12 protein-coding genes are annotated in these 12370 nt (G+C 63.7%); 7 read left to right on the top strand and 5 right to left on the bottom strand.

Annotation, left to right across the window (positions count from 1 at the left end):
• Positions 1 to 80 precede the first annotated feature (80 nt).
• On the bottom strand, positions 81 to 1511 hold the full coding sequence (locus HCZ87_RS08695) for a Glu/Leu/Phe/Val dehydrogenase (RefSeq protein WP_167643364.1): 1431 nt from the start codon (positions 1509 to 1511) through the stop codon (positions 81 to 83).
• 386 nt (positions 1512 to 1897) lie between these two features.
• Between HCZ87_RS08695 and HCZ87_RS08690 the strand changes: the two genes are divergently transcribed.
• From HCZ87_RS08690 to HCZ87_RS08680, 3 genes are read left to right on the top strand one after another with little or no spacing between them, the layout of a single operon-like run.
• Complete coding sequence (locus tag HCZ87_RS08690; RefSeq protein ID WP_167643363.1) at positions 1898 to 3583, top strand: pilus assembly protein TadG-related protein; 1686 nt, start codon at positions 1898 to 1900, stop codon at positions 3581 to 3583.
• A complete protein-coding gene (locus HCZ87_RS08685; protein WP_167643362.1) occupies positions 3583 to 4125 on the top strand; it encodes a TadE/TadG family type IV pilus assembly protein in 543 nt (180 codons plus the stop codon). The genes HCZ87_RS08690 and HCZ87_RS08685 overlap by 1 nt, the downstream gene beginning before the upstream one ends.
• A gap of 3 nt (positions 4126 to 4128) precedes the next feature.
• Positions 4129 to 4734 (top strand): TadE/TadG family type IV pilus assembly protein, encoded by a 606-nt coding sequence (locus HCZ87_RS08680; protein WP_167643361.1) that lies wholly within the window; start codon positions 4129 to 4131, stop codon positions 4732 to 4734.
• A 29-nt stretch (positions 4735 to 4763) separates the two neighbouring features.
• Here HCZ87_RS08680 and HCZ87_RS08675 read toward each other — a convergent pair whose 3' ends face one another.
• From HCZ87_RS08675 to HCZ87_RS08665, 3 genes are all read right to left on the bottom strand, one after another.
• The gene (locus tag HCZ87_RS08675; RefSeq protein WP_368484100.1) at positions 4764 to 5219 is read right to left on the bottom strand and encodes a glyoxalase superfamily protein; all 456 of its coding nucleotides are present in this window, start codon (positions 5217 to 5219) and stop codon (positions 4764 to 4766) included.
• Between the two features lie 8 nt (positions 5220 to 5227).
• Complete coding sequence (locus HCZ87_RS08670; RefSeq protein WP_167643359.1) at positions 5228 to 6607, bottom strand: MATE family efflux transporter; 1380 nt, start codon at positions 6605 to 6607, stop codon at positions 5228 to 5230.
• A gap of 218 nt (positions 6608 to 6825) precedes the next feature.
• On the bottom strand, positions 6826 to 7332 hold the full coding sequence (locus tag HCZ87_RS08665; protein WP_167643358.1) for a hypothetical protein: 507 nt from the start codon (positions 7330 to 7332) through the stop codon (positions 6826 to 6828).
• Between the two features lie 229 nt (positions 7333 to 7561).
• On the opposite strand from HCZ87_RS08665, the gene HCZ87_RS08660 reads away from it, so the two are divergent.
• Positions 7562 to 8473 carry a pirin family protein gene (locus HCZ87_RS08660; RefSeq protein ID WP_167643357.1) on the top strand — a complete coding sequence of 304 codons (912 nt, stop codon included), beginning with the start codon at positions 7562 to 7564 and terminating at the stop codon, positions 8471 to 8473.
• 334 nt (positions 8474 to 8807) lie between these two features.
• Here the strand turns inward: HCZ87_RS08660 and HCZ87_RS08655 are convergent, their stop codons facing one another.
• Positions 8808 to 9395, bottom strand: coding sequence for a TetR/AcrR family transcriptional regulator (locus tag HCZ87_RS08655; protein ID WP_167643356.1), 588 nt, complete (start codon positions 9393 to 9395; stop codon positions 8808 to 8810).
• Between the two features lie 108 nt (positions 9396 to 9503).
• Between HCZ87_RS08655 and HCZ87_RS08650 the strand changes: the two genes are divergently transcribed.
• The 3 genes from HCZ87_RS08650 (at position 9504) to glpX (ending at position 12369) form a co-directional block, all read left to right on the top strand.
• Complete coding sequence (locus HCZ87_RS08650) at positions 9504 to 9806, top strand: hypothetical protein (RefSeq protein ID WP_254868570.1); 303 nt, start codon at positions 9504 to 9506, stop codon at positions 9804 to 9806.
• A gap of 114 nt (positions 9807 to 9920) precedes the next feature.
• On the top strand, positions 9921 to 11207 hold the full coding sequence (locus HCZ87_RS08645) for a homoserine dehydrogenase (protein ID WP_167643355.1): 1287 nt from the start codon (positions 9921 to 9923) through the stop codon (positions 11205 to 11207).
• A 178-nt stretch (positions 11208 to 11385) separates the two neighbouring features.
• The gene (gene glpX, locus HCZ87_RS08640; protein WP_167643354.1) at positions 11386 to 12369 is read left to right on the top strand and encodes a class II fructose-bisphosphatase; all 984 of its coding nucleotides are present in this window, start codon (positions 11386 to 11388) and stop codon (positions 12367 to 12369) included.
• Position 12370 lies beyond the last annotated feature (1 nt).

The raw sequence follows: 12370 nt of genomic DNA, 5'->3' as shown, positions 1-12370 counted from the left end.
CAAAAAAGGCCCGCAACGCCAGGCGGTGTTGCGGGCCGGTCCGGGGGCGGTGGCACCGCTCCCGGGATCTCTTGGCGGGGTTACAGCCCCTTGGCGCGATAGCTGCCGGCCACTTTCCCGATCGACACGAGATAGGCGGCGGTGCGCAGGTCGGTGACGTCCTCGCGGCCGTGCCAGACCTCCCGCATGTCCTGATAGGCCGTGCGCATCGTGTCATCGAGACCAGAGCGAACCAGCTCCAGCTCGCCCGCGCCCTTGAGGTATTTCTCCTTGAAGGCGGGATCCAGTGACCAGGACTTGCCCATGCTCTCCGACAGGGCCTCCAGCTGATCGACCACCAGCTGGTGGCGTGCCTCTTCCTGGCGGCGCTGCATGCGGCCAAAGCGGATATGCGACAGGTTCTTCACCCACTCGAAGTAGGAGACGGTCACACCGCCGGCGTTGGCATACATGTCGGGGATGATCACCGTGCCCTTCTTGCGCAGGATCTCGTCGCCGCCCGCGGTGATCGGACCGTTTGCGGCCTCGATGATCAGCTTGGCCTGGATCCGCTCCGCGTTGGAGAGGTTGATCACCCCTTCCAGCGCCGCCGGGATCAGGATGTCGCAGTCTTCTTCGAGATATTTGGCGCCGTCCTTGATATAGCGCCCCGAGGGGTAGCCATCGACACCGTCATGTTTGGAGATCCAGGCGCGCAGGTCCTCGATATCCAGGCCGTTTTCGTCCAGCAGCCCGCCGTCACGTTCGATCACGCCAACGATCTTGCAGCCATCCTCCTCGGAGAGGAACTTGGCGGCGTGATAGCCCACATTGCCGAGCCCCTGCACGATGACGCGTTTGCCATCCAGCGTGCCGGAAAGCCCGGCCTTGGCCTTGTCTTCCTCATGGCGGAAGAACTCTTGCAGCGCATATTGCACGCCGCGCCCGGTGGCCTCGACCCGCCCGGCGATGCCGCCCGCGTTCAAGGGTTTGCCGGTCACGCAGGCCTTGGCGTTGATGTCGGTGGTGTTCATGCGGGCATATTGGTCCGCAATCCAGGCCATTTCCCGCTCGCTGGTGCCCATGTCGGGCGCCGGCACGTTCTGGGAGGGGTGGATCAGGTCGCGCTTGGCCAGCTCGTAGGCAAAGCGGCGGGTGATCAGCTCCAGCTCGTGCTCGTCATAGTCGCGCGGGTCAATGCAAAGCCCGCCCTTGGAGCCGCCAAAGGGCGCATCGACCAGGGCGCATTTATAGGTCATCAGCGCCGCCAGCGCCTCGACCTCGTCCTGGTTGACCCCCGGCGCAAAGCGGATGCCGCCCTTTACCGGTTCCATATGTTCGGAATGCACCGAGCGATAGCCGGTGAAGGTCTGGATCTGACCGCGCAGGCGCACACCGAAACGCACGGTATAGGTGGCGTTGCAAACGCGGATCTTTTCCTCGAGCCCCGGCGGCAGGTCCATCAGCGCCACGGCGCGGTTGAACATCAGGTCCACACTCTCGCGAAAACTTGGTTCTTTAATGGTGCTCATGGAATGATCCCGTCCTTTCGAAACGATTCATGCAGTGCGTGTGCCTCCCCATTAATGCAGAGAAGCCGCCCCGCTGCGACATTATTCTCGGACACTATGCATAAAGAATCAGCATTTCGTAAAAAGAACCGCCGCGCTCTGCTTTTGGACCGGCGAAGATCTGCTGTGGCGGCGATTGTTGCGGATCACGGAACAGCCCTCACCATCCGGTCAGATTAACATCAAACTGTCTGGAAATGAGCGAATTGTGGCCCGGAGCTGCCGCAGTTCGGCCATCTTTGTCAATCAATCCTAAAGAGCGAAGACCTGTCCGCAAGACCCCTGCCCTAGGCTTGTGACCAGAATGGCGCCGATGGGATGGTGGGACCGATGGAAAGACTGCACTCATGACTGCAAAAACCAGATCTCATTCAGCCCTGCTCCGCCTGCGAGGCAGCGTGGCGCGGTTCCGCGCCGACGAAAGCGGCGTGCTGGCAAAGCCGATGATCGGGACCTTGATAAGCATGTTGGCCATCGGCGGTATCAGCATGGATATCGTGCGGCTGGAGCGCGACCGGACCCATTTGCAATACACGCTGGACCGGGCGGTTCTGGCGGCGGCGGATCTGGACCAGACGCTGGCCCCGGCGGCCGTGGTCCGTGACTATATGACCAAGGCCGATCTTGCCGACTATTACAGCACGCCCACCGCCGAAATCACCCCGACCTCCAAGCGGGTGTCGGCCAGTGTGGATGCGAATTTCGACACCATGTGGATGAAACTCGCCAATTACGATTCCCCCCTGCCCCTGAAAGCCGCCGCAACCGCGGAAGAGAAAATCGGCAATGTCGAGATTTCGCTGGTGCTGGATGTCTCGGGGTCGATGTCGGGCAACAACCGGCTGGTGAACCTCAAGTCGGCGGCCAAGGAATTCATCCAGACGATGGCCGACAATACCGAAGACGGCACGCTGTCGATTTCCATCATCCCCTATTCCACCCAGGTGTCGATGCCTGCGGCCTTTATCGACCAGCTCAACGCGCCGACGCCCGGTGGCGCGGGCGAGGCGGATTATTCCTACTGTCTCAACTTCGAGAATTCCGATTTCTACACCACCGCGCTATCGACGACGCAGCCCTACGAACGCACGATGCATTTCACCATCTGGGACGGCAGCAGAGAATACCGCCAGCACGATCAACTGGTGCGGCGCGCGGTCTGTGCCTCGCATGCGCAAAACCCGGAACGCACGGCGGTTCTGCTGGAGGACGATGTCCAGCGGCTGCAAGACTACATCGACGACTTTCGCCCCTCAGACAACACCTCGCTTGATGTTGGCATGAAATGGGGCGTTGCGCTGCTGGATCCCTCCACCCGGCCGGTGATCAGCAACCTGACCCTTGGTTCCGATCCGCTGATCGCCCCCTCCTTTGCCGACCGTCCCGTTTCCTATACCGACACCAACACGCTCAAGGTGGTGGTGCTGATGACCGACGGCCAGAACACCGAGCAATACCGCATCGAAAACGGCTATCGGTCCGGCAAGTCGGGGGTCTGGTACAACCCGGAAGAAGCGGTCTATTCGACCTATGACCAGCGCAACAACCGGTATTACTGGCACAATGCGAAACGGTGGTCAGACCACCCCTATGGTGCTGGCAGGGATCGCTACTACGTCTGCACCTATTCCAGTTGGTACGGCTGTCAGTCGGGCTATTATGCCAATGAAACCGGCAGCGCCGAGGAGCTTTCGTTCAATGCGCTCTATGCCAAATCGACGCTGCAATATGTGTATTACATGTTCAACGACTGGATGAACCAGTCCCAGGCCGCCTACAAATGGTATTATGACGTCTTTGGCTCGGCCGGCACCAGCGTGAAGGACAGCCGCACCAAGGCAATCTGCCAGGCAGCCAAGGATCAGGGCATCATGGTCTTTACCATCGGGTTTGAGGCCCCCGCGGCAGGCAAGGATGTGCTGCTCAAATGCGCGAGCTCGGATTCTCATTATTACGATGTGAAGGGGCTGGAAATCGCGGACGCCTTTGCCTCGATCGCCTCGGCCATCCGCCAGCTGAGGTTGACAGAATAATGGCCGCCCTGTCCCGCATCCGCGCCACCCTGCGCCGGTTTCGCCGCCGTCAGGATGGCGCTGTCACCATCGAATTCGTGATCATCTTTCCGGTGATGCTGCTGATCCTGTTTTCCACCGTGGAACTGGGGGTGATCAACCTGCGCCAGATCATGCTGGAGCGCGCCATGGATATGACCGTGCGCGAGATCCGCCTGGGCACCGGCGGCAATATGCAGCACGATGAAATTCGCGACCGGATCTGCGACTATTCCGGCACCATCAGGAACTGCGCGACCTCGCTGAAACTGGAGATGGTGCAGCTTGATCCGTTCAACTGGACCAGCGTTGATGCGACGCCGGATTGCATCGAATCCATCGAGGAATCCAACCCGCTCATCAACTTCAAGAATGGCGGTTCCAACGATCTGATGTTCCTGCGCGCCTGCCTGAACATAACGCCGCTGTTTCCCGGTTGGGGTCTTGGCAAAGCGTTTCAGAAAGACGGTGACGGGCGGATCCACCTCTATGCCTCCAGCGCCTTTGTTCAGGAGCCAAAGTAAGCCATGTTCCGTATCCTGACTGCTCCCCTGCGCCGTTTCCGGTACCGTGACGACGGCAGTGTCTCGATTGAAGCGGCGCTGTATCTTCCGCTGCTTTTGGGGGTCTTTGCGGCGATGTACACGCTGTTTGACCTGTTCCGGCAGGACACCGTGAACACCAAGGCCGCCTATACGATTTCCGACCTGATCTCGCGCGAGACGACCGCGCTCAATGATGACTACATCAACAGCATGTATGAGCTGGGGAAATTGCTGGTGCGCAAGGATACCGGCATGTCGCTGCGCATTTCCGTGGTGCATTGGGACGAGGCCGATGACCGCTACTATGTGGATTGGTCGGTGGAACGCGGCGCGCTTTTGGACGTGCTGACAGATGGCACGGTCGAAACCGTCGAGGATAAGTTGCCGACAATGCCGGATCAGGAGCGGGTGATCGTGGTGGAGACCTGGAACGACGTGGCGCCGATCTTCAACATCGGCCTGGCCACCCAGAATATCTATAACCTTGTGTTCACCCGCCCCCGCTTTGCCTCTCAGGTGGCCTATGAAGGCAAGCTGATCAGCGATGGCGGCGCCCATGACGATGGCGTCGGCGACGAAAGCATCTAGCGGTGCTGTCACCGCTGTGACGGCTGCGCTCAGTCCAGCAGGGTCTCGATCACCAGATGCGGCACTCCGTCCGAGGTTTTCTCGCGGCTGAAGCCCTCGGGGCCGATCACCCCGCTGATGCGGCGGCGCAGGTTCGAAAAGGTCTCAAAGCGCACCACATCTACCGGCTGATCCAGATCCAGATCCAGCCGTACCCAGCCCGCCCCGGCCTGCGCCGCGCCGACCCGCAGCACCCGCGCGGTGAAGGGCTGCGAGAGGTAGCGCCCGGCGACCCGATCCCCGGCGCGATAGGCGCGCGGGGCCGGGGTTTGCAGCGCCGCTGCGCAGCCGTTCCAGTCGCGAAAGCCAAGATCCCGCGCCACCTGTTCCAGCGCCGCGCTGTGGCGCAGGCTCTCGCCCGCATCGGCGCGGGCCTGGCGCAGCTCCCGGGCCATGGCCTTGGCCTCGGCGAGGCTGGGCAGCGGCGCGCTCCCGCTCTGTCTCACAGAACCGCTCATAGGCCCGCCTCCACCTTGGGCGACACCACCGCAGGGCGGCGGCGCAGCTGCCACAACACCGTCAGGGTCAACAGCAACAGCAGCGCCTCGGCGCAGGGGCTGGCCAGCCAGATCCCCGGCTCTCCCACCAGCATCGGCAGGATAAAGGTCAGCGGAAGGGCAAAGGCATAGGGTTTCGCCAACCCAAGAAGCGCCGCCCGCAGCGCATCGCCGATCGCCTGAAAATACATCGCAACGATCATCAAGGGCCCGCCCAGGGTAAACAGCGCCACCACCGTCGGCAGGATCCGCGCCACCTCGTTGATCACGGCGGCATCGGGGACAAAGAGCCCGCCAATCCAGGCCGCGCCAAAGCTCAGCCCCGCCTGCATCGCCCCGCAATAGACCAGCGCCAGGCCCAGCGCCAACCGCAGGCTCTGCCGCACCCGGGGCAAATCCCCCGCGCCATAGATGTTGCCGGTGATGCTCTGCATCGCATGGGCCAGACCGAGAAGCGGCAGGAAGGCAAAGGTCATCACCCGGGTGATGACCCCATAGGCGGAGACCGTCTGCGTGTAATCCGGGGTATTCACCCGTTGCAGCGCCATCATGATCGCGGCCGAGCCCAGCGCCAGGCCGATGAAATTGAGGCTCTGCGGCGCGCCCAGCGCCAGCATCCGCCCCCAGCCGCCAAACAGGCTCTGGCGCAGCAGCACGTTGGGCCGCAGCCGGGTCTCGCCGCGCAGTCGGAACCCCATGATCAGGATCAGCGCCAGAAGCTGCGCCAATGCGGTGCCATAGGCCGAGCCCGCCACCCCCATCTGGGCCACCGCGATCAGCAGGTAGTTGAAACCGATATTGGAGAGCGACACCAACAGGCTCATCAGCGCCATCAGCCCCGCCCGCCCCTCGTTGCGCAGCGCGTCGGAGTTGACCGACAGGATAAACAGCAAGGGCGTGCAGCCGATGGTGATCTGCAAATAGTGATGACCCATGGCGGCCAGTTCAGCATCGCCCCTCGCGGCCAACTGCGTCATTGGCCCGCCAAACAGGGCAAACAGCACCATCAGCCCCACCGCCGTGGCCAGCGCCAAGCCATGCGCCCCGGCATAATCCGCCCGCGCGGCGTCGATATCCCCGGCGCCAAGGTGACGGGCAAGGCGGCTGGACATGCCCCCGGCCACCAGCGTCGCCAGCGCCACGATCAACATATAGGCGGGAAACATCAGCGTCACGGCGGCCAGCGCCTCGGGGCCGACAAAATGGCCAAGAAACAGCGCATCCGCCACCGTGAGGCAGCCATTCATGCTCATCACAAAGATGATCGGCAGCGCGGTTTTTGCGTAGACCGCCCCCAGCGGGCCGGTCAGAAAACGATTGGAAGGGGTGTCAGACATATCCCCGATCTCCTCATGCATAGTCGCGACGAAACAGATGGGACCCGCATTGCCATCCGCGCGATATGCGGAAAAGACGATCAAAGACTGATATGTCTACAGACCTTCACCAAGGCCAAAGGCCAGCGGGCGGCGGGCGTCTGCTGCCCTTGCCCCTGCATTAGGGCCGCGCCGCGCGTGCGTCAAGCCCTCTGTTCCCGCTCTGCGCGAGAAGGCCGTCAGTGCTGGTTGCGCTCGCCCATATCACGTTCGGCCATCAGCGCGGCGAGGATCTCGGTCATGGTTTTGGTCTGCGATCCCGGCGTCACCCCGCCAACACCAACGCGCCGCCCCATGCGCCACCAGAGCCCGGGATACCAGCGCCCCGCCCCGGCCTGCCGGCTGCGCATCAGGAACCCGTTGGAGGGTTTGAAGGCAAAGAATCCGCGATCCATATGCTCCAGATCCGCAATGCGGATGAGCACTTCGCCATCCGAACAGCGCAGCCCCTCTGCGGTCAGCTCCAGCCGATGGGCGGTGGCCTGCCACATGCGATAGCCCATCCACAGCGCCCCCACCGCAACCGCCAGCAGGAACAGCCGCCACCCCAGCGCCGGCGCACCCGACATCGCCACATAGAGCGTCAGCCCGCCAAGCCCGAGCAACATGCCCACCCCCAGCACCCGGCGCAGGGGCGTGGCCTCAACAGTGGCAAGGATGTCGTCAGCGTGGTGCGGGCGGCTCATTGGGATACTCCATCGGATCACTGCTGCAGGGGTAGCGAATAACACCCTGCCCGAACAGCCCCCTTTTTCCTTGCGCCCCAACCGCGGGCCCGGATTGGCCACCCCTTCTGCGGCGCGCGGGCTGCGCGCGTCTGCATTGGCGCACAGGCCCGGTGAGCCAGCGCAGCTATTGCAAAGCCGCGATTGCGCCTATTGTATCAGCCAACCCCATCTCATCAGGAGAGCCAAAATGTCCCTGCGTCCGATCTTGGAGACCCGCGCCGCCCAGCCCACCTTGGAGGGCGCCGGCGTGCATCTGCACCGTGCCTTCGGCTTTCAGGACCCGAGCGAGCTCGACCCTTTCCTGCTGTTTGACGATTTTCGCAACGATCACCCGGCCTTCTACGACCAGGGCTTTCCCTGGCACCCGCACCGCGGCATCGAGACCATCACCTATGTGCTGGCGGGCACCGTCGAACATGGCGACAGCCTCGGCAATGTCGGCACATTGGGCGCGGGCGACGTGCAGTGGATGACCGCCGGATCCGGCATCCTGCATCAGGAAATGCCCGCCGGAAACATCAACGGCCAGATGCATGGGTTTCAGCTCTGGGGCAACCTGCCCGGCAGCCAGAAAATGTGCGCGCCGCGCTATCAGGATGTCCAGGGCAAGGAAATCCCCGAGGTCATCGACGACGACGGCACCCGCGTCAAAATCATCGTGGGCGAATTCTGGGGCAAGACCGGCCCGGTGGACGGCATCGCCGCCGATCCGCAATATCTCGATGTCTACGTGCCGGCGGGGGTAAAAAAGACCTTCAAGATCGACACTTACCGCCGCGCCTTTGCCTATGTGTTCGAGGGCGAGGCCGCCTTTGCCGATGCCTCCGCCCCCAGCGGCGTGCTGCTGGAAAAAGAGGTGGCAGGCCGGGAGGTCAACATCCGCGACATGTCCGGCGACCGCACCCTGATCCGCTTTGGCACCGGTGACGAGATCACCCTTCAGGCTGGCCCCGAAGGGGTGCGTTTCCTGCTGATCTCCGGCGCACCGATCCAGGAGCCGGTGGCCTGGCACGGCCCCATCGTGATGAATACCCAGGCCGAGCTGCAAAAAGCCTTCGCCGAGCTGCGCAACGGGACGTTTATAAAACCCGCTCACTGATCGGGAAAACCGGTGCCCACCTTCCCCTGTGAGCGGCGTTTAAAACCCGCTCACCAATCAGGAAAACCGCATTTCCCATGTGCAGGCAAAGCGCAACAGCGCCTCCCGGGTCAAGGGGGCCAGCGGCCCCGCCCATCGGGCGGCTTGCCCTTGACGCGCCCGACCCAAAATAAACTTGAAACCGGCGCGGAGGGCAGACCTGCCCCTCAGCGCCTTCTCAGCACGCACATCTAAAAAACATTCGCGCCAGCCACCAGGCCGCTGTGGTCCATCACCTGCCGCCTTGCGGAATAAAAGCGCGCGGAAGCGCTCCGCTGGATCACCGCCTGCCGGCTCAGACGCCAACCGCCTTGCGCACCATATCCCAATAAAGCGTCTCCACCTCCTGCAACGACAACCGTCCGCCGTCGCGATACCAGGTCAGCACCCCGTTCAGCATCGCAATCACCGCCAGCGCCGCGATCTTGGTGTCGGGAACCAAAAACACCCCCTGCGCCACCCCCGCCTTCAGGATGATCTCCAGCTGGTCTTCATAGGCGCGGCGCCGGTCCTCGATGCGGGCGAAATTCTCCGGCGTCAGATTGCGCAGCTCCATATAAGCGATGAAGACCGCATCCGGGCGCGCCAGGTTATAGCGGATGTGAAAGCGCACAAAGCCTTCAAGCCGGCCCAGAACCTCCTGCGGCGCTGCCTCATCCGCCCAGGCCGCCAGCAGATCCTCCATATGGGCCTGCATCAGGTCAAACAGCAGGCTCTGCTTGTCCGGCGTGTAATTATACAGCGCCCCGGCCTGCACCCCGACCGCCCCCGCGATCTGGCGCATGGAGACCGCCGCATAGCCGTGACGGGCAAACAGCTCCTGGGCCGCCGCGCGGATGCGGGGGCCGGTGATGTCGGAATGGGAACCTTGGGTACGCGCCATAAAAACAGAATAACTGAACATTTGTTCAGATAAAACCCATCTTGCGCGGAAGATGCGACACCTTGTACCCGCAGGCGCATTTGTGCATCAAGAGGCCATTGCAGAAACTTGGATGACCTGACCGTGCAACCGACCTCACCCCAGCTGCGCCACTTTGGGCCGCGCCTGCCCCTTCTGGCCCTTGGCCTGCTTCTTTGCACGGCGGCGGGCTGCACCCGCGTGCCGCAGCTGGAAAACCGGATCTCGCCGGAGCTGCGCAACCAGCCCTACCCAAAGCTCTTGCCGCTGGACAGCGCGCTGGCGCAGCAACCGCTGCCCGAGGAGGAAACCGCGGCGCTGACGCAGGACCTCGACGCCCGCGCCGCGCGCCTGCGCCGCCGCGCCGAAGCGCTGCGCAACCGCACCCCCTAGCGCCCCCGCGATGACCGCCACTCCGGCAACCACATTGCGCCGCCGCGCCAGAGCGGCTAAGGCGTCAGAAAATCATTCTCGCCCACAGACCCTCAGGTAAAAGGACCGCCCGCTATGACTGAACCGCTTCGACTGGGGATTGCAGGTTTGGGAACGGTCGGCATTGGCGTGGTGAAAATCATCCGCCGTCATGCCGCCCTGCTGGAGGCGCGCACCGGACGGCCTGTGGTGATCACGGCGGTTTCGGCCCGCGATGCCAGCAAGGATCGCGGCGTGTCGCTCGCTGACTACGCCTGGGAGACCGACCCGGTGGCGCTGGCCACCCGCGACGACATTGATGTCTTTGTCGAGCTGATGGGCGGCCATGAGGGCGCGGCCAAAGCCGCCACCGAAGCGGCGCTGGCGACCGGCAAGGATGTGGTCACCGCCAACAAGGCGCTGCTGGCGATCCACGGTCAGGCGCTGGCCGAACAGGCCGAAGCCAGGGGCCAGGTGATCCGCTTTGAGGCCGCCGTCGCGGGCGGCATTCCGGTGATCAAATCCCTGACCGAGGGGCTCGCGGGCAATGAAATCACCCGCGTCATGGGGGTGATGAACGGCACCTGCAACTATATCCTCACCCAGATGGAGGCCACCGGCCGGGGCTATAACGCCCTCTTTGAGGAATGCGCGCAGCTCGGCTATCTGGAGGCCGACCCGCTGCTGGATGTGGGCGGCATCGACGCGGGCCACAAGCTGGCGCTGCTGGCCTCTATCGCCTTTGGCACCAAACCCGCCTTTGACGACGTCAAGCTGGAAGGCATCCAGCGCATCGCCATCGAGGACATCCGCCACGCCGCCGACATGGGCTATCGGATCAAGCTTCTGGGCGTGGCACAGCGCACCGGTCGCGGGCTGGAACAGCGCATGACGCCTTGTCTGGTGCCCGCAAGCTCGCCCCTGGGTCAGCTGGAAGGTGGCACCAATATGGTGGTGATCGAAGGCGATTCCATTGAACAGGTGGTGCTGCGCGGCCCCGGCGCCGGTGAGGGCCCGACCGCCAGCGCGGTGATGGCGGATATCCTTGATATTGCCCGGGGGCTGAGAATCGCCACCTTCGGCCAGCCCGCCACCTCGCTGGAAGAGCCGCCCTCGGCCCAGGCCGGCCTGCCTGCGGCGCATTACATGCGTCTGGCGCTTCAGGACAAACCCGGCGCGCTGGCGAAAATGGCGGCGGCGCTTGGCGATGCCGGGATCTCCATCCACCGGATGCGGCAGTATGATCACAACAGCAGCATCGCACCGGTGCTGATCGTGACCCATAAATGCACCTCGGCCATGCTGGAGCATGCGATCGACGGGCTGAACGCCACCGGCGTCATGGAAGGCACGCCCGTCGCGCTGCGCATCGAGGAGCTGTAACCCCCGCCAGCGCGCGCCAGAAAGCGCCGGTCGCAAGCGAGTGGCGAGCGCGCGGCGAGGGAATCTGGCCGAATGCGGGACCGTTAGCGACACCATGGCCTCGGCTCTCTTGCCCCCCGGGGCACCGGCAGGCTATGCGGGAGGCACCCGCGCTAGATTTTAGATAGGATACTTGGGAATGACATCGACCACCGCCGACGCGCCCTTTCACGACCGCTTGCTGTCCCTGGGCCTGGCCCGGGTCGCCGAACAGGCCGCGCTGGCCTCTGCGCCGCTGATCGGCCGCGGTGACGAAAAAGCCGCCGACCAGGCCGCGGTGAACGCCATGCGCGAACAGCTGAACCTCCTGGACATCGCCGGTGTCGTCGTCATCGGCGAAGGCGAACGCGACGAGGCCCCGATGCTGTTCATCGGCGAGGAAGTCGGCACCGGCAATGGCCCCGGCGTCGATATCGCGCTGGACCCGCTGGAGGGCACCACCCTGACCGCCAAGGACATGCCCAATGCGCTGACCGTGATCGCCATGGGTCCGCGCGGCTCCATGCTGCACGCGCCGGATACCTATATGGACAAGCTGGCGATCGGCCCCGGCTACGAGACCGGCGTGGTCTCGCTGGACATGTCGCCGCGCGAACGGGTCGAGGCGCTGGCCGCCGCCAAGGGCTGCACCCCCGCCGATATCACCGTCTGCATTCTGGAACGCCCCCGCCATGAGGCGATGATCGCCGAAGTGCGCGAAACCGGCGCGTCGATCCGGCTGATCACCGATGGCGACGTGGCAGGCGTGATGCATTGCGCCGAATCCGAGATCACCGGCATCGACATGTATATGGGTCAGGGCGGCGCCCCCGAGGGCGTTCTGGCCGCTGCGGCGCTGAAATGCATGGGCGGGCAGATCTTTGGCCGGCTGTTGTTCCGCAACGACGACGAAAAATCCCGTGCTGCCAAGGCCGGTATCACCGATCTGGACAAGGTCTATTCGCGCGACGAGATGGTCACCCAGGATGTGATCTTTGCCGCCACCGGCGTCACCGGCGGCTCGCTGCTGCCCGCGATCAAACGTCAGCCGGGCTGGGTGGAGACCACCACGCTGCTGATGCGCTCCAAGACCGGGTCGGTGCGGCGCATGAGCTATCGCACCCCGCTGAGCGCGCATCAGTAAT

Origin of the sequence: Phaeobacter sp. HF9A (assembly GCF_011806385.1) — a bacterium.
Taxonomy (GTDB): domain Bacteria; phylum Pseudomonadota; class Alphaproteobacteria; order Rhodobacterales; family Rhodobacteraceae; genus Epibacterium.
This window is presented reverse-complemented; position numbering and strand designations above follow the sequence as displayed.